Below are 15,961 nucleotides of genomic sequence, written 5' to 3'. Positions count from 1 at the left end.
TAGTAGCATCCCGCCTGAAGTCTTCAGTTACGAGTTTAAAAACAATGACAACAAATGACGCCCCACAGGGCGAACTGGTTTTACGCACACTGGCAATGCCTGCGGATACGAATGCCAATGGCGATATTTTTGGTGGCTGGTTAATGTCGCAGATGGATATGGGCGGTGCAATCCTGGCAAAAGAGATTGCACACGGGCGCGTGGTAACCGTCCGGGTCGATGGCATGACCTTCCTGCGCCCTGTCGCGGTGGGGGACGTGGTTTGCTGTTACGCACGCTGCGTAAAACGCGGCAATACGTCTATCTCCATTAACATTGAAGTATGGGTGAAAAAAGTCTCTTCTGAACCGATTGGTCAGCGCTATAAGGCGACGGAGGCCCTGTTCATCTACGTGGCAGTGGATAGCGACGGTAAGCCCCGCCAGCTCCCACGGAGCTGATCCTCAGGTAAAAAAAAGCCTCCTTGCGGAGGCTTCTTTTATTCCATCTGTGCCCCGCCGTTCAGGCGGAAGACAATATTTACAATCAACCCATTGCCGGGTTTACCGGCTTCATAGCGCCACCTGCGCATGGCCGATTTAACTTCGCGTTCAAACATATTCGCCGGCTGTGCGGACAGGATTTCCACGTTATCCACACGTCCATCAGCCGTAACGTCGAATTTCACCCGTACACGCCCTTCAATACGTAACGCCTGAGCACGTGCCGGATACTGCGGCTGGTTACGGCTCAGCGCGCGCGGGCCCGCTGGCGCCGTTACCGTCGGTTTTGTCGCGGTCGTGGTGTTACTCATCAGCGGACGTGACGGGGCGGCATTTTCAACCGGCTGCGTGGTGCGTGGCTCAACCGGACGCACTTCGCGTTTCGGACGCTCTTCCACCTTTTTGACCGGCTTGGGTTTTGGCTTCGGCTTAGGTTTCGGCTCTGGCTTATGGATCACCACCGGCGCTTCTTTTGGCGGTTCAGGAATCGGCTCGGGTTCCGGCTCGGGTTCAACAACGGGCTGTGGCGGCGGCGGCGCAACCTGCGGCGGTTCAAGATCCGCGGGCGATACCATGGTCACAGAAATTGGCTGCGCTGGCGCTGGCATTTCAATAACCTGATGAACCGAGGTATAGAGCAGACCCGCCACGACAGCACCGTGAATAACGACGGAAAGCAGCGTCGGCCATGGAAAGCGGCGAGGTAAATCAAGGGTCATCGAAGTCATAATCATCAACGTTAAAAAACCGAACCTCGATTTTAAATGCAAATAGCAATCATATTCAATAAGACACTTTGTCCTGGCGCAATTTAAGCGTATAAGAGGGCAAAAAAGGGGCATCCAGATCAGGGTTTTAACATTGTTATTATCTTTACATTGCAGTCATTTGTGCTTTCACATAACGTAAATGTCACTTTTACCGGTTAAGGAGCTTTGCCGTGCTTTATGTGATTTACGCTGAAGATGTACCTGATTCTCTGGAAAAACGTCTTTCCGTTCGCCCTGCCCATCTGGCGCGTTTACAGCTGCTACAGGATGAAGGTCGGTTGCTGACCGCAGGCCCGATGCCTGCCGTTGACAGCAACGATCCGGGCGCGGCGGGTTTTACCGGCTCCACGGTGATTGCCGAGTTTGAATCTCTGGAAGCCGCGCAGGCCTGGGCAGAAGCAGACCCGTACGTCGCAGCCGGCGTGTACGAGAAAGTCACGGTTCGCCCGTATAAAAAAGTGTTCTGAAATGAAAGGCTCCCTCGGGAGCCATTTTAAACACCTTAACACAATGAAATAAAATGGTTTATTACAGGCCGAGTCCACATATTGACCACATTGACACATCACTTCCCGCCCATGCGGGAAGTTTCATTTAAATCATTCTCTATTAAAAAGATTTCTCGGCAAGATTACTTAACAAGCTCACGCATTACGTTCCCATACTTAAATTTCAGATTTTGACTTGAGAGGAACATGCCACTGTTAGCTCTGAATCGCCACGGGTTTAACAGACACCTCAGAGTCATTTAAGATGACTTAAAGAGAGGTGCCCATGAGCGGTAAGCGTTATCCTGAAGAGTTTAAAATTGAAGCAGTCAAACAGGTTGTTGAACGCGGTCATTCTGTTTCCAGTGTTGCAACACGTCTCGATATCACCACTCACAGTCTTTACGCCTGGATAAAGAAGTACGGTCCGGATTCTTCCACTTATAATGAACAGTCAGATGCTCAGGCCGAAATCCACGAAGGCTGGCTGTATCTGGCCGTGGTGGTTGAGCTGTTCTCACGCAAAGTTATCGGCTGGTCAATGCAACCCCGCATGACAAAAGAGATTGTCCTGAACGCATTACTTATGGCGGTGTTGAGGCGTAATCCTCAAAAGCAGGTACTGGTTCACTCTGATCAGGGCAGTCAGTACACGAGCCATGAGTGGCAGTCGTTCCTGAAATCACACGGTCTGGAAGGCAGCATGAGTCGTCGCTGTAACTGCCACGACAACGCGGTTGCGGAAAGCTGTGCCAGCGCTGGCGCTGACTGGCAAATGCTGGAGTAAAAAACGGATGCAAACTCATGCACCTGATGCATGTAGAGCTTAAATACGAGAAAATCGCGAGTAAATGGCATAACAAGACCGGCATTCTGAGTGCCGGTCTTGTGGCTTGATGCAAGCATCAGTTTTGCCATGAAATGATGTCGTCCAGTCCAGAGAGCAGGTCGGGAAAGTAACTTTCATCAATATCGAAGGAATCATCAAGGGTAATACTGTCAGCATGGTTTTCAGGCTTAAGTACCATGCAAACGCCAACAGCCCCGGCAAAATGTGCCTGATGAAACTTAAGCACAACCTGCTCGAATGCCGAGGTTAAATTAATATCCTTAAATTTCGCCCCTGTCTTTAAGGCCAGATGGAAATCATGTGTATCATTCCTGAACTGCTCCAACTGACCGACAAAAAACTCTGCAGCAAACTCTGTTTTTAAGGCTGGGATTGAGAATTCAACCCAAACCATAATACGGCTATAGGCAGGCTCTTCGGGTTCAGCCAGCCTTTCATAAGGCGTTAATTTAAGGTGTCTGTCACCGCTTGTGATATCTATCATGATCCCCCCTTACGGCATGTACTGAAAATGCATGATAGTCCAGTCAGCTTCCCTGACCAAAACCTCAAGACGGTAAGACTTATAAATATAAGTGCCTTTATTTTGCCTGTCTTCCACAAGCTTATACATACGAGCCTCGTAACGGAAAAGCCCTGGCTTTTTGAGAGGATCCGGCGTTCTTATGCCATAACGAATGGCCTTTTCCTAAATCTGCAAAGGCACATAACGACCTGGGGTCAGCATGTGTTTTACAGATGACTCACTCATCCTGAGCGCGCGAGCTGATAAGCCCATTTTAAGGCGGCCACGCAAGAGACTGATGGTAGCCTCACTGAGCCTCACAGTTACGGCGGCTTTGACACCACTTTTCAGTAACGACTGACCTGCCCGTAAAAGACGAAATGCACCAAAAGCAATTAGAGCGAGGTCTGTTGGGTCAATCAGGGGGGCTTCTAATGGCGCTTCTTCCAGCCTAACAAACATGCCGTCTGCATCATAAATCTGCCATAAACCGGGAGCCTGAGCGACGGAATAACCAATACACATCCCGCTTTCGTCATCAACGATGGGTTTTGAGTTCAGTGGAGGATTGCGTGGGCGAAATTCGAAATATTCACCGGCTGGCAATGTTGACTGGAAGGTGTAGAAACGTCCTGGCTGGTCTGTAATTAATCCAACGCTCATTGTCATGATTTCCTTTTGGGCTAACCTTTGAGTCATCATAAAGGACGTTTTTACTTCAATCTACTTTTCCTGATTCTGATTTTATCGGCTTAGAAGTTAACGCCTCTCAGGGCTCGTTGTTCAACACCACCGACACTGAAAGCGAGTTTCAGCACCGGCGGCGTTGCTATCGTCGACGTGGCGGCGGAATTATCGAACCTATCACCGGTGTAAACCCCTCAATTTTCGTATCGCTGATCTCGCTATATTTGCGGTTATTTTCTCTTGCGATAATTAGCCATCTGAATAAATAATCTTTCATAAAGTCCACTCCATTTCAGTTGAATTTCCAGGCCACTCGTCAGTAGCCGGATATTTGAAACTTTTCTTGCCATAAATCACCGTGCCCCACGCGCCAGCGCGTCGAGCTCACACCGTTCCGGGGTAATGCCGTCCTGAGCTAAATCGAAACGAATTTTTGCGACGCGATCCCTTTCGGACTTTGTCATCCGGGCTGATGGCGCTTGCTCGCTGGTTTTGAGCGGCGCATTGCTTCTTTGATGCCGATGTTTGCGCGGTGCGCGAGCTTTTAACGCCTCGTTAAGCACCTACACAACGTCTGGCTCATTCCAACCGATAACCCCGCGCTCAATCAGATTTAACACCGCTGCGGCTTGCTCGGACGGTGTGGGGGTCATAACTGGATCGCCACCGCCTGTGAGCTTTCCACAGTTATTGACAGGACTCCGGGCGCGTCAGAGCCGCTTTTTATGGCTTTTGACTGCTAGTAGTAAAACGTGAAGCCTTGTCTGGCGCGGCTTTCCAGCTACGCCAGACATTAAAAAGGCTCCCTCAGGAGCTTTTTTATGCGCCTCAACACAATGAAATAAAAGGATTTATTTCATGTCATGTCCACAGATTGACCACATCGTTACAAGAAGCCCTGCAGTAGCGGGGCTTACTCTTGATGAGCAAATTTCGGTCCTCAGTGAATAGAAATCCATTAATTAAATCGTTTTCGCTAGAGTTAACGAAGTTCATGCTCAGCTATAATAAGAGCTGAAATATGTCGTTGATGGATACTGTCGTTTTTGCAGTCACATTCATTAGCGTTATGTTCACGCTCCCATAAGCCAGAAGGTTGTCTGCGGTAATACCATCCAGGGCATAAACCAGCGTTTGTCATCTCTAATCCAGGATGCATGACCACCAACTCACAAACCTCAAAAAGATCCTGCGCATGATTGATTATACCTATTCCTTTTTGGTATACGACGTTATGGCCCATGCCGGGATGCTTAATAATTTCATCGATTTCGAATGCAAGGTAAGTTTTACCTTCAATCATTTTTTCGATTTTAGGAAATCTCATTGGAGTTTCGGCTGGTGCAGTTCCAAAAATAATTACCCCCGGAGCTGAAACAACCTTCCCCCCTGTCAATTCACCTTTAACCGTATCAATCGACATGAAAATTTCACTAATTTTACCGCCTTGGTAAAATGCTGTATCTGGTGACGCAATTTTTTTAAAACTATCCTGATACTCAGGTATTTCAAGCGCTCGTTTAAATACAGGCACAGGGAATTCCGGATCACGTAGCGACTCTATTTCTCTCCATGGTAAATCTAAAAGTGCTTTGAGAATGGGGTCTTTTGACACAGGCGGGAAAAGAGAATCAGTTTTCGTTAAACCATGTAAGGCTGCATAATCACGAAAAATAGCTCTACTTGCTGTTATTTGAGCAATGAAGCAATTTTTTGGAACGGCCTTTCCCATCGTAGGTCCCAAGAGCCACGCCTTTTGCGCTTCAGTTCGAGGATGAGACGCCTTAATTGTTAAAGTGGCAAGATCTATGAGCCCCACCTCATTAGCAATCGATTTATCAATCACATAAAGGTGACCTTCACCCTCTTCATAGACATAACTAACGTATTTTTTTCTTTCCCATAGAAAGTTTTCATCACAATCTTCACACATGTCGATGCTGGGTGATTCGGTATACTTATGGCTAGCAAACCATGCACTTACAGCAGGACTAGAAGAGCAGTCTATATAAAATGATCTCCATCCATAATGTTGCAAAAGGGCCTGAACATAACCTATGTCATTGACATGCTCACCAATTAGCACCTCAAGAACCTTGCTCGCATAACGGGACCATTTGATTGTTTCTGTTGGAATACAATCCTGCCGATCAAATGAAGCGATAATGGATGGCTCTCCAGGTTCACCATAGTGAGTAAGTTGCCCCCTAAACAGTACGTCTTGACCAAATTCGTCTATCAACGCTTCCAACTCATTAAGCGTACTAACTTTAATATTTTTCATTTTTATCCATGGGCTAGAGTCAAAAAGTGAACTCAAGAAACCGACATGTGTGGCAATAAATTTTCCAATCGGAATCGAGCAAATAATTTCAGTGAAAAACCTTTTTGAATACAGGAAGGCAATAGTGAAAAGATATTTACATATTATTCATACTCATTTCAATAAAGCAATATTTGTATCAATAAGTTATTCGCAATGAGATTATTAGCAATTAATGATGTTTTATCAACTACAAAAAATAGATATCCCCGTATACACGGGGCTATCTTTTGGTCACATCCAGTGGATCTGTTGCTGGCCCGACGTTGTCGGATGCGGTGCCGCTGGCACTACAACCCCCGGTGATACGATAAAGCGCTCGACCGTTTCGGTGGTCACAAACGTTGCGCTGCAGTTGATGTTTGTGCACTGGTGGTAACGCTCCTTGGTCGTGTCAGTAAAATAGCGACTTGTGCGGGCGTGAGCGGCGAAATGGCATTTTGGACAGTGAAACATGGCGAGCACCTCATAAAATTTCCGATGCGTTAATTTTACTCACTTTATTTTTATATAACAAATAGTTAAAATCAAATCACTGCGTTAATTCTTCGCTTTCGTACTCCACATCCGAAACCTTAACCTCAAGCTCTAAGCCCGTTGTGTAGCCGTTCCCGTTGAGGTTATGCACCACCCGGCTGATTATCCATGCCTGCTCGTCTATAACGCGCTTAAAGCCTTTCACCGCCACCGGCGTTTCAGGAAATAAATCTGCGCGGCCGAGCGCCAGCGAGATTGAAAACTCCGCGACACCTCGCTGCAGCTTGTCCCATTTTGCCTGAGCGGCGCGCATGGCCTGCGCCTTTGTCGCGTAGATGGTCACCAGCTCCAGCACGTTGTCAGACTCACCGACCATATACTCACCCTCACGCGCTTCCTGCTCTTTTTGGGCTTTTGCCTTTGCAGTGGTTTTGGTCGCTTTCGGATGCTGCAGCGCGCGCAGGTGCTGCGCCTTTGGTTTGCGTCTGAGCTTCACCTTTTGCTTTTGCGGCTTCGGGTCTTTGGTGTGCAGCCATTTTGCCGTTACCCCGGTGTAGGCTTCCCGGTCAGCGATGGCGAACTGATGCCGGTCGCCATCGCCGCGCTCGACGGTCATTTGCGGGATAGGCTTGCCACTGGCCGTCTGTGCGCTACCGGCTTTCAGGAATAACAGTTTCCCAAACTTCACCGCGACAGATGCGCCGTTGCGCTCCGCCAGCCTCGCCAGAAATGCCGCGTCAGATTCCTGCGTCTGGTCAATGTGAGGCACGGGGATCGCTTTCAGCGTTTCCGCCACGCTGGCCGTCAGCTTGTTGCGTGCCGCAATGGTCTCCACAATGACCCCGAGCGTGGTGTCATGCCATGACTGTTCCCGGCGTGAATTAAGCGACCCGCGAAAATCAGCGCTGCGCCCCCTGATGGTGAGCGTATCAGGCGCGCCCCGGTGCTCGATTTCATCGACCGTGAAACTCCCTTTATTCAGCAAGGCGGATCCCTGCCAGCCTAACCACAGCGTCAGCTTTGCACCGCGCGGAGGCAACTCGACAAGCCCGTCGCTGTCATCGAGCTCGATGTCGAGCTGGTCGGCTTCGAATCCGCGGTTGTCCGTCATGGTCAGGCTGATTAGCCGGTCGCTGAAATTCTGCGTGATATCATCGCCATCGAGCGTCAGCATAAACGCCGGGGCAATCTGCGCCCCGGCCTGAATATTCATACCCGTAATCATCCCGCCAGCCCTCCCAGCCAGTTACCGGCAGACGTCACCAGATTGTCGGCCTGCGTTTTCAGGTCGCCGTAAATTGCCGCGAGCGACTCATCGACCCGTTTCAGCGAGAGGCTAAACTCGATTTTTCTGGCCGCGCCGTCGCTGAATAATTCGCTGTGCGTGTGGGTCACTTTATCGATGACATACATGCCGTGGATCATGCCCGTTCCGTCAATCAGCGGCCACGCCCTGCCTTCGTCGGCCATCAGCTCGATGGCGGTCAGTGAGAGGCGACCGCCGGTGATTTCGGGGTAGAGCACGCCCGAGAGCGTGCGCGAGGTTTCCCCCTCCCCAAGAAACTGATAGGCCGGTGGTTTGCCGATGCGATCGTTAGACGCCCAGCGGTAGTCCTTCGAATACTGCATCGACTGATGCGGCAGCGTTCGGCGCTCAAATACAAATAAACCCAGTACCATTAACATGCTTTAGCCCTCATCAGTCATGGCGCATACTTGAGCGCTGGCGCGCACGATTTTCCCGGTCGAGTTTATCGACGGCCTCCCTGAGCTGGCGGTCGAGGTCACTGCCCGGGGCGACGCCCCCCTGTAAAGTGATGTGATATTCAGGTTTGCTCTGGTCAACATAGGTCTTTCCGGCAGGAGCCGGCACCGGGTGATACCACTGAGAATCGCCAAACAACGGGGTTGATCTGATACTGGACTCTTTAACTGAACCCGTTGCGGCATTGGCTTTTGCGGCTTTCTGGTCAAGGTCGCTCGACTCTTTATTGATAACCCCGAGTTTCTCCAGTAACCAGTTAACGCCGCCGCGCAGTTTGTTAAAACTATTGAGCGGTAACATCAGCGCGTCGGCCAGTGCCTTACCGAACAACACCCCCGCATTTTTGCAGCTATCGAGCGTCTCCTGCGTTGCCTTAACCGGCGCTATCAGGTCAGTGAACCACTGCCAGACCCCGCGCAGTTTTTCGATGATGGAATCAAACACCGGCGCGAGCGGCGAGAAAATTTCAGCCACCGGCGCAAAGGCCGCTTTAAGCCCCTCCACCACACCCGAAAAGAATGCGCTTATTGGCTCCCAGTATTTACGGATAAGCAGCGCACCGGCCACCACGGCAGCGACCACCGCGACCACCGGCAGACTGATTGCCCCTAATGCCGCGACAATGGCACTTCCGGCAGTAGTGAAAACAACGCTCAGCATGCCAGCAGCAGCGATAATCGCGTTTATTCCTGCGATGACAGGCCATGCAATCAGACCAATCCCGCCGAGCACCCCAACCAGCGCCAGACCACCGGCGACAAGGTTAAACAGGGTTTGCGTCAGTTCAGGGTTAGCTTTCGCCCACGCGGCCACCTTGCCGAGCCAGTCTGTCGCGGAAACCGTCAGGCGACGCAGTGCTGAGTCTTCTTTTTCGAAAACCTCAATCTGCAGGTCTTCCCATGCTGACTGCAGGTTTTTCAGATCGCCGTCGAGGTTATCCGTTTGTATTTTCGCAATGCGCTCGGTCGTGCCTTTTGAGTCGCGGATTTGCTGACGCTTATTGTCGAGCGAGCCATCACCGGCAGCGGCGACGAGTTTAATCGCCCCCTTCATGGCCTCTTCACCGAAAATGACTTTCAGATATTCGCCCTGCTCTGCGGTGCCGAGCTTGTTTTTCGCAAAGGACTTGTGAATATCTTTGAGGATTTTCTCGACCGGCAGCATGTTCCCTTTGCCGTCGCGGGTTATCACGCCTAATTCTGAAATGGCCTCAACGGCCTTACCCATAGGAGCCTGCAGACGGTTGAAAATGGCACTCGCGCCCGTCCCGGCCATCGAGCCTTTAATCCCGTTATCCGCCAGAATGCCGAGCATGGCGGTCGTGTCTTCGATGCTCGCACCTGCAGCCTCAGCAATTGGCGCGACATATTTCATCGCCTCGCCCAACTCGACGAGACCGGTGTTAGATGACGTAAAGCCTTTCGTCATCACATCCGCGACGCGCTCAATCTCGGTGGTCGGCAGGTTAAATGCCGACTGCATGTTAGTGATAATGTCGGCGGCTTCTGCGATATCCACATCGGCCGCGAGGCTGAGGTTTACGGTCGAACCGGTCGCGGCCAGCACGTCATCGGCGTTATAGCCCGAGCGTGCGAGCGTGGTCTGCGTGCGCGCTACATCACCCGGCGAAAAGGCGGTTGTCGCACCTATATCACGCGCCTGTTGACGAATGGCCGCGAGCTTATCGTCGCCCTTATCGAGCCCGAGGATCGCCTGCGTGCCTGACATCTGCTTATCAAAACCTATACCCGGCGCAATAAAGCGTGACGCACCATAAAGCCCGGCGGTCGCCACCCCGACGCCCACCATCCCGGCATTACGCGCACCGGCGGCGAGCTGTTGCCCGGATTCATAGCGGCTTTTTACCGCGCTGAGTCTGGCCTGTTGCTGACTGACGCGCGCCAGTGCATCACGTTGCCGGTTAAGCTGCGCGGTTGTCTCACTGATGCTGGATTTCAGACGGCGCTCGTCTGCCGACAGCGTGCGGGTATTTATCCCGGCCTGCGCGAGCTCCGTGCGCTGGCGCTGCACCGACTGCCTGAGCCCGTTATATTTGAGCTGCAGGTCAGCGGCGGATTTCTTTGCCGCCTCCATCGCGCGCACCTGCGCGTTAGTGGGGTTTTCGGTGTTTTTAAACTGGACGGCCAGCGCTGCGGCCTCCTGTTTCGCTTTGTTAAGCGACTGACCGGTCACGGCAAGCTGTGCGCTCGCTTTCCTGAATCCGTCAATTCGGGACGCCTGCGCATTCAGATCGCGCAGGGTGTTTTGAGAAGTGCGGATATCGCCAGCAAGGGATTTACTGGCGTTCTGGATAGCTTTGAGCGGTCGGCTTGCCCGGTCTACTGCGTTAAGCAGCACCTCAAGTCTGACGTTATTGCTCATGGTGGTTTCCGCTTCGCTGCAGCGCCTTATCGCGCCATGTGAGGAGCTCGGTCACACTCAGGGAATTCAGCTCTGATGGCGGCCAGTGAAAAATCACCGCGATATCCGCCATCAGGTCATCGACCGAAACGTTATCGGGGAACGTCAGCGAGCCGAAGATGGCGACAAAAAACCGACCACCTTACCGGCGAACAAAATCAGGTCTGACGCTTCCAGACGCATGACCTCATGCTCGGTGAGTGCCGGGTACGTCATGCGCGGCAGCACCTTAATCAGCGCATCGACGTCAGAGTTTGCCAGCGAGGCCAGACTCACACCGCGCAGGGTTCCCGCGTTGGGTTTTGTGACGGTCACCTGCTCGATTTTCTGCTCACCGCGCATGATGGGGTTATCGAGGAGCACAATGTTTGAGTTTTCGGTTTCGTTGATGTTTTCCATGATGTTGGTCTCGTCAAAGTTAAGTGACCGGCCAGCCTGACTGACCGGTTAAGGGGTTACAGGCCGATGGCCTTACGGTGTTCCGCCAGACGGTCGACGCCGTCGACTTTCATCACCATGTTGATGACGTCAATCTCGATGACCTCTTTGCCGTCAATCGTGAGCTGGTAGTACGCGCACTCGGTCGACATTTTGGTCGTGCCGCTTTCGCCCTGTTTGTTTTCGCCGCCGTCGTACTCTTTGTGACGGCCACGCATGACCACCTCAACGGCAGAAATTGCGCCGGTGTCATCGCGCTGGTATGAGCCGGTAAAACGCAGTGGCACGCTATCCGCACCCGGTGACGCGTACTGCGCCCACAGTTCGACGTCAGGCAGACCGCCGAGCGTCCACTCAAGCGACAGCGCGTCATCATCGAGGCCGAGGTCAATCGACACCGAGCCCGGCATCCCGCCGCCACGATATTTCTCAAGTTTGCGGGTCAGCTTTGGCAGGGTGACGGATTCAACGACGCCCATGTAGCTGAGACCGTCGTTAAACATGTTCAGGTATTTCAGTTTGCGTGGTAACGCCATGCTCTGAGCTCCTTAGCTGTTGACCGAGTCTGACAGGTTCGCCAGATAGGTATCGGTGATGCGCTGGCGCAGGGTCAGGTTTTCCAGCGGCGGGACGGGGGTGTAGTCGTAATCGATATACAGTTTCCCCGCCTTGAGCGTTTCCACGCTGTTTGACTCCGGGTCGTACCAGCAGGTGCCGTCAACGATATAACCGTTGTTTTTCAGCTCGCGGAATTTGGCATTGATACCGGCGACAATGTCGCGGATGAGCGTTGCGGTGACGGGTTTATCAATCGCCCAAGCGTGCGCCTCCGCCATCGTGTCGGCCAGCACCTGCGCCGTGCGGGTGTAGTTTTCAAACAGGAAAAGCGGGTCATCTGAGCAGGTACGATTGCCCCAGAATTTAAAGCCGTCGTTACGAATAAGCGTGGTGACACCGGCCTGATTAAGCAGGTTTGCGTCGGTGGCTTTCTCCTGCAAATCCCACGAGACCGAGGCGCTGACGCCGGTGACGCCATTCACGCCGACGTTAGAGAGCGTTTTGTGCCAGCCGGTCTCCTGGTCGATTTTGGCACGCAGACCGAGCGCGCGGGCGGTCGCCCATGCAATATCGGTATCGTTGGCCGTGGTGTCCCATGCCAGAAAATCAGGGTGAATGACCATCAGCTCGCGCTGGCTGAAATTCTCGCGGTAGGCAATGGCTTCAGAAATGGTCTTGCAGCCCCATGCGCTGATATAGCCAAACGCGCGCAGGCTCTGACAGGTTGCCGCGAGCGCGGTCGCCACTTCCTGAGAATCCAGCCCCGGCACGCCGAGAATGCGCGGCTTAACGCCGGTGACGGTTTTTGCAGCCAGCAGCGCCTTAAGCCCGGTGTATTTGCCGTTTTCGTCAGTCGTGCCGATGATGTTGGAAATGGTCTCTTTCTGCGCCGCTTCCGGGTTTTCCGGGTCTTCGGTACCTTCGGCAACGCGCACAACCACAACGACCGGCTTGCACTGGTCGGCAATGGCCTGCAGGGATTTTGACAGGGTACCAAGTTTACCGGCTTTACCGATGGCGTTTTGCACGCTGGTAATCAGCACCGGCTCATTGAGTGGAAATGTCTTTTCGTCAGCATCGCTGGCCGTGCAGACCATGCCGATGATGGCCGTCGAGACGGTGGAAATGGTGCGCGTGCCATCATTAATCTCGATGACCTCGACGCCGTGATGATAGTCGCTCATCCGTTTAACTCCGTGGTTAAGGGGTGCAACTATTTTCTGTTGTGCATGACGTGTGCGAAACGTAATGCCGTTGGAGGAGTGACAGCACAACGGGCAGCGAGCGGTCGGGGCGTGCGGGAAAGATGATTGATCGTTTTCAGCGATCAATCAGGAGGAATTGATCGCCGATAACCATTATCAATGAAGGGATATTGTCGCTATCGTTGCGCCATTAACGAGGGAGCGAGAATGACGATTTTACTCTGGATTGTTGGTGGTCTGACTGCATGGTGTCTCTTTGGCTTTTGCTGGCTCAGACTGTTTGCCGGTGATGAAACAGAAAATGACTATGAAGAATGCCCCTATGACTAAACCCGCTTAACGCGGGTTTTTTATATCTGTCAGAAACCTTTCACACCGGGAGTGCAGGCCATTCAATATCCGGCGCGGCATCAGGGGAAACCCGGCTAAGATAAACACGGTACTTTTTCCACACCGTCAACATGCTGACCTCGTTCTCGCTCGCCTCCCCCAAATCGACAGCATCCTGTAATGTTTCAATCGTGAGCGTAGCTTCCTGCATCAGCCGTTTTTTTTCACCTTCAGCAAATGACACCTCTGCGGCGCGTTCTGCCTCTGTGTCTTTCTCCCAGCTTTCGCCACCCCAGCGCATATAGTTTCCGTCAGGGGCAATGGTCGTCACATCGGCAGGTAAAGCACCGGGCGCGGCGATATAAACGCGCTCGCCTGTCTCTTTGCTGTAGAGCGTTTGGTTTCGGTAGTCCTCGACCAGCGCCCACGTTGTTCCGTTGAATACAGCGACCTTGCCCTCCGGCACGTCAGGCGGCGCAATACTGGTGCAGTCTGCCGGTAGACCCGTATTAGCCGGTATATAGGCATCACCCGCGCCAATAAACTCCCGGGTGTCTGCGCGGAGGTTATAAATTCGGATAGTGCGGTCTTTACCAGAAAATTTAAAAGCCATTATGCGAGCCTCACAATGTAGTTATAAGCAATGTTTTTGACAGTGTTCTCTGCGTTACCGGTGGCGGCAACGGTGATGGTGTGGGTGTGTGACCCCATAACAACCGAGTGAGTGTGCGAGCCTACGGCCACCGTATGCGTGTGAGCCCCTACGGCTACCGTATGCGCATGCGCTCCAGCGCTGGCCGCCGTGCCTGAAACGGTATGAGTATGCGCACCCGCACTCGTTGTAGGCGGACCATTTGGGTTGTTATTTTGTGCGTTATTAAACTCATTACGATCCACATATCGGCCAGCACCGGCTCCCCCGCTGCCAACCCAAACAGGAACGGAGTGGTTATGAGCCCCCGCGCTTGCTGCTGTACCGGAAATACTGTGCGTGTGTGCGCCCGTGCTGTTTGATGACTTTGTTCCGTAGTCAAAGGCGCTGGTCGTTTTCGTCCCGTAATCGAATGCGCTGGTCGTTTTAGTGCCGAGATCGGTTGATGAAGCCGATGCACCGTGGGCGTGCGACTTAATGCCGTCCAGCTCCTGTGACAGCACTGCGCGTCCGCTTGCGGGTTTCCCCTTAATCGTCCAGCTGCGCATATCCGGGATGACGCCTGAAGGATATGCCGCCGCCAGAAGTGGATATGCTGATTTATCAAACGTTTGACCGGCCATAATGGCGTAACCGGCTGGCACCGTATCAGACGGCCACGGAATAGGCGCACCTACCGGGTAATTGTTATATCCGTCATGATGAATAAGTTTCCAGCCCTTAAAAACGCCTGCCGTAACAGCGGCAAAACCAATGACATTGCCATCAAAATCAATCCCAATGACGGTGTTATAGCCCTGAGTATTAGAGTGTGCGGAGTTGATGTATTGCTTCCACGCATGGCCGCCGGGCATGCCATTTTTTACAGAGGAGCCGTTAAAAAAACCGCTTCGCGTTCTTAAATCAACTGCAACATCGGCAAATGATTCAGCATAGGTATTCAGGCCAGCACCCTTTGGCACGCGACCTTCAGCATTTTGATTCGCAGACTTAGCGGCATCAAACGCAGCCTTAACTGCTTTCGGTGTCGCCGCCAGCGCCTCCGACGTACTGTCGGTCGCGCTGCTGAGCTGGACAATACCCTTTTGCGCCGTGGTGGCGTCCTGAGCCGAATATTTACCTTTCGCAAGGTCATACGCTGCCTTAACCGCTTTCGGCGTCGCTGCGACGCTCTCAGACGTGCTGTCGGGCGCGCTGCTGAGCTGGACGATACCCTTTTGCGCCGTGGTGGCGTCCTGAGCCGTGTATTTACCTTTCGCAAGGTCATATGCCGCTTTAACCGCTTTCGGCGTCGCTGCGACGCTCTCAGACGTGCTGTCGGGCGCGCTGCTGAGCTGGACGATACCCTTTTGCGCCGTGGTGGCGTCCTGAGCCGTGTATTTACCTTTCGCAAGGTCATATGCCGCTTTAACCGCTTTCGGCGTCGCTGCGACGCTCTCAGACGCACTGTCGGTCGCATTACTTAGCTGAGTAAAGCCCTTTGCGGTGAGCGTGGCGTCAGGATGGCGGCGGGACTGCTCATGCTCCGCAATCTTGTCGTCGACGTAGTCCTGCGTTGCCATCACCGTTGAGGCATCAATCGTCAGCTCGACTGACTCGATGTCGCTTACCATGATAACCATACGCACGGTCTGCGCGCGGCCTGACCCCTCCGCCAGCGCTGGCTTGTAGCTTTCGGCCATATTGCCGACCGCAATCAGCGTGCCGGTGTCATCATAGAGCCCGAGCTCGCGCATCCAGAAACCGCCGGTCTCCGGCGGGATAAGCAACTCCGCCACGACGTAGTTTTTATTCTTTTTATCCTGGCTGATTTTGTTCAGCGCGTGACGCCAGACCTCTTTGACGAGTTTTGTCTGGTTCGGGTCAGGCACCGGCAGCGTGCCGCCACCGTCACCCACGGCCATCGCCGTCAGGTTCACCTTTTTCCCGTTCGGGAGGGTCGCTGCAGCCAGCTTGATTGCACCGGCTTTGGTGATGACCGTTTTGTATTTCACTGTCATTGTGCTCTCA

At 52.8% G+C, this 15,961-nt stretch carries 17 protein-coding genes and 2 pseudogenes; 4 read left to right on the top strand and 15 right to left on the bottom strand.

Annotated features, from left to right (window positions below; all coding sequences use genetic code 11):
• Positions 1–44: 44 nt before the first annotated feature.
• Positions 45–440 carry an acyl-CoA thioester hydrolase YciA gene (yciA, locus tag ACOT1A_RS02240; protein ID WP_022648341.1) on the top strand — a complete coding sequence of 132 codons (396 nt, stop codon included), beginning with the start codon at positions 45–47 and terminating at the stop codon, positions 438–440.
• Between the two features lie 38 nt (positions 441–478).
• On the opposite strand, the gene tonB is transcribed toward yciA, so the two are convergent.
• Positions 479–1,201 (bottom strand): TonB system transport protein TonB, encoded by a 723-nt coding sequence (tonB, locus tag ACOT1A_RS02235; RefSeq protein WP_032622462.1) that lies wholly within the window; start codon positions 1,199–1,201, stop codon positions 479–481.
• Between the two features lie 221 nt (positions 1,202–1,422).
• Here tonB and ACOT1A_RS02230 point away from each other — a divergent pair, with 221 nt between their 5' ends.
• Both ACOT1A_RS02230 and ACOT1A_RS02225 read left to right on the top strand, forming a co-directional pair.
• Positions 1,423–1,719: a YciI family protein gene (locus tag ACOT1A_RS02230; RefSeq protein WP_003856755.1), complete on the top strand. Its 297-nt coding sequence runs from the start codon at positions 1,423–1,425 to the stop codon at positions 1,717–1,719.
• A gap of 307 nt (positions 1,720–2,026) precedes the next feature.
• Positions 2,027–2,488: pseudogene (locus tag ACOT1A_RS02225) on the top strand (DDE-type integrase/transposase/recombinase); the annotation flags it as partial.
• A 157-nt stretch (positions 2,489–2,645) separates the two neighbouring features.
• Here the strand turns inward: ACOT1A_RS02225 and ACOT1A_RS02220 are convergent.
• The 12 genes and pseudogenes from ACOT1A_RS02220 to ACOT1A_RS02165 all read right to left on the bottom strand — a co-directional run bounded on the left by ACOT1A_RS02220 (position 2,646) and on the right by ACOT1A_RS02165 (position 12,948).
• Entirely contained in the window at positions 2,646–3,074 is a 429-nt protein-coding gene (locus ACOT1A_RS02220; protein WP_243452303.1) for a WapI family immunity protein, read from the bottom strand.
• Between the two features lie 204 nt (positions 3,075–3,278).
• Positions 3,279–3,758 (bottom strand): hypothetical protein, encoded by a 480-nt coding sequence (locus ACOT1A_RS02215; protein WP_239992664.1) that lies wholly within the window; start codon positions 3,756–3,758, stop codon positions 3,279–3,281.
• A 297-nt stretch (positions 3,759–4,055) separates the two neighbouring features.
• Positions 4,056–4,486: pseudogene (locus tag ACOT1A_RS02210) on the bottom strand (replication endonuclease); the annotation flags it as partial.
• Between the two features lie 278 nt (positions 4,487–4,764).
• A complete protein-coding gene (locus ACOT1A_RS02205; RefSeq protein ID WP_248046792.1) occupies positions 4,765–6,066 on the bottom strand; it encodes an FRG domain-containing protein in 1,302 nt (433 codons plus the stop codon).
• 273 nt (positions 6,067–6,339) lie between these two features.
• Entirely contained in the window at positions 6,340–6,561 is a 222-nt protein-coding gene (locus ACOT1A_RS02200; RefSeq protein ID WP_048975131.1) for a DNA-binding transcriptional regulator, read from the bottom strand.
• Between the two features lie 76 nt (positions 6,562–6,637).
• Positions 6,638–7,807, bottom strand: a complete 1,170-nt coding sequence (locus ACOT1A_RS02195; protein WP_368958384.1) for a phage late control D family protein — start codon at positions 7,805–7,807, stop codon at positions 6,638–6,640.
• The gene (locus ACOT1A_RS02190; protein WP_032658712.1) at positions 7,804–8,268 is read right to left on the bottom strand and encodes a phage tail protein; all 465 of its coding nucleotides are present in this window, start codon (positions 8,266–8,268) and stop codon (positions 7,804–7,806) included. The genes ACOT1A_RS02195 and ACOT1A_RS02190 overlap by 4 nt, the downstream gene beginning before the upstream one ends.
• Positions 8,269–8,281: 13 nt before the next feature.
• Positions 8,282–10,729 (bottom strand): phage tail tape measure protein, encoded by a 2,448-nt coding sequence (locus ACOT1A_RS02185; RefSeq protein ID WP_368958385.1) that lies wholly within the window; start codon positions 10,727–10,729, stop codon positions 8,282–8,284.
• Positions 10,719–10,841: a GpE family phage tail protein gene (locus ACOT1A_RS02180; RefSeq protein WP_074165254.1), complete on the bottom strand. Its 123-nt coding sequence runs from the start codon at positions 10,839–10,841 to the stop codon at positions 10,719–10,721. The genes ACOT1A_RS02185 and ACOT1A_RS02180 overlap by 11 nt, the downstream gene beginning before the upstream one ends.
• A gap of 32 nt (positions 10,842–10,873) precedes the next feature.
• Complete coding sequence (locus ACOT1A_RS02175) at positions 10,874–11,167, bottom strand: phage tail assembly protein (protein WP_368958386.1); 294 nt, start codon at positions 11,165–11,167, stop codon at positions 10,874–10,876.
• Positions 11,168–11,223: 56 nt separating this feature from the next.
• Positions 11,224–11,742 carry a phage major tail tube protein gene (locus tag ACOT1A_RS02170; RefSeq protein ID WP_032667473.1) on the bottom strand — a complete coding sequence of 173 codons (519 nt, stop codon included), beginning with the start codon at positions 11,740–11,742 and terminating at the stop codon, positions 11,224–11,226.
• Between the two features lie 12 nt (positions 11,743–11,754).
• Complete coding sequence (locus ACOT1A_RS02165) at positions 11,755–12,948, bottom strand: phage tail sheath protein (RefSeq protein ID WP_368958387.1); 1,194 nt, start codon at positions 12,946–12,948, stop codon at positions 11,755–11,757.
• 228 nt (positions 12,949–13,176) lie between these two features.
• Here ACOT1A_RS02165 and ACOT1A_RS02160 point away from each other — a divergent pair, with 228 nt between their 5' ends.
• Complete coding sequence (locus tag ACOT1A_RS02160) at positions 13,177–13,299, top strand: hypothetical protein (RefSeq protein ID WP_255303433.1); 123 nt, start codon at positions 13,177–13,179, stop codon at positions 13,297–13,299.
• Between the two features lie 40 nt (positions 13,300–13,339).
• Here the strand turns inward: ACOT1A_RS02160 and ACOT1A_RS02155 are convergent, their stop codons facing one another.
• Positions 13,340–13,912, bottom strand: coding sequence for a tail fiber assembly protein (locus ACOT1A_RS02155; RefSeq protein ID WP_368958388.1), 573 nt, complete (start codon positions 13,910–13,912; stop codon positions 13,340–13,342).
• Positions 13,912–15,951 (bottom strand): tail fiber protein, encoded by a 2,040-nt coding sequence (locus ACOT1A_RS02150; protein WP_421625503.1) that lies wholly within the window; start codon positions 15,949–15,951, stop codon positions 13,912–13,914. Before ACOT1A_RS02150 ends, ACOT1A_RS02155 begins: the two co-directional genes overlap by 1 nt.
• Between the last annotated feature and the right edge of the window lie 10 nt (positions 15,952–15,961).

Source organism: Enterobacter cloacae complex sp. SYL003 (genome assembly GCF_049236925.1).
Lineage (GTDB): Bacteria > Pseudomonadota > Gammaproteobacteria > Enterobacterales > Enterobacteriaceae > Enterobacter > Enterobacter intestinihominis.
This window is presented reverse-complemented; position numbering and strand designations above follow the sequence as displayed.

Bases quoted from the DNA above. Each gene is read 5' to 3' on its own strand.
- ACOT1A_RS02205 (WP_248046792.1), bottom strand. From the start codon at position 6,066: ATGAAAAATATTAAAGTTAGTACGCTTAATGAGTTGGAAGCGTTGATA.
- ACOT1A_RS02180 (WP_074165254.1), bottom strand. From the start codon at position 10,841: ATGGCGGATATCGCGGTGATTTTTCACTGGCCGCCATCAGAGCTGAAT.
- ACOT1A_RS02150 (WP_421625503.1), bottom strand. From the start codon at position 15,951: ATGACAGTGAAATACAAAACGGTCATCACCAAAGCCGGTGCAATCAAG.
- ACOT1A_RS02190 (WP_032658712.1), bottom strand. From the start codon at position 8,268: ATGTTAATGGTACTGGGTTTATTTGTATTTGAGCGCCGAACGCTGCCG.
- ACOT1A_RS02195 (WP_368958384.1), bottom strand. From the start codon at position 7,807: ATGATTACGGGTATGAATATTCAGGCCGGGGCGCAGATTGCCCCGGCG.
- ACOT1A_RS02220 (WP_243452303.1), bottom strand. From the start codon at position 3,074: ATGATAGATATCACAAGCGGTGACAGACACCTTAAATTAACGCCTTAT.
- tonB (WP_032622462.1), bottom strand. From the start codon at position 1,201: ATGACCCTTGATTTACCTCGCCGCTTTCCATGGCCGACGCTGCTTTCC.
- ACOT1A_RS02155 (WP_368958388.1), bottom strand. From the start codon at position 13,912: ATGGCTTTTAAATTTTCTGGTAAAGACCGCACTATCCGAATTTATAAC.
- yciA (WP_022648341.1), top strand. From the start codon at position 45: ATGACAACAAATGACGCCCCACAGGGCGAACTGGTTTTACGCACACTG.
- ACOT1A_RS02175 (WP_368958386.1), bottom strand. From the start codon at position 11,167: ATGGAAAACATCAACGAAACCGAAAACTCAAACATTGTGCTCCTCGAT.
- ACOT1A_RS02160 (WP_255303433.1), top strand. From the start codon at position 13,177: ATGACGATTTTACTCTGGATTGTTGGTGGTCTGACTGCATGGTGTCTC.
- ACOT1A_RS02185 (WP_368958385.1), bottom strand. From the start codon at position 10,729: ATGAGCAATAACGTCAGACTTGAGGTGCTGCTTAACGCAGTAGACCGG.
- ACOT1A_RS02200 (WP_048975131.1), bottom strand. From the start codon at position 6,561: ATGTTTCACTGTCCAAAATGCCATTTCGCCGCTCACGCCCGCACAAGT.
- ACOT1A_RS02170 (WP_032667473.1), bottom strand. From the start codon at position 11,742: ATGGCGTTACCACGCAAACTGAAATACCTGAACATGTTTAACGACGGT.
- ACOT1A_RS02215 (WP_239992664.1), bottom strand. From the start codon at position 3,758: ATGAGCGTTGGATTAATTACAGACCAGCCAGGACGTTTCTACACCTTC.
- ACOT1A_RS02165 (WP_368958387.1), bottom strand. From the start codon at position 12,948: ATGAGCGACTATCATCACGGCGTCGAGGTCATCGAGATTAATGATGGC.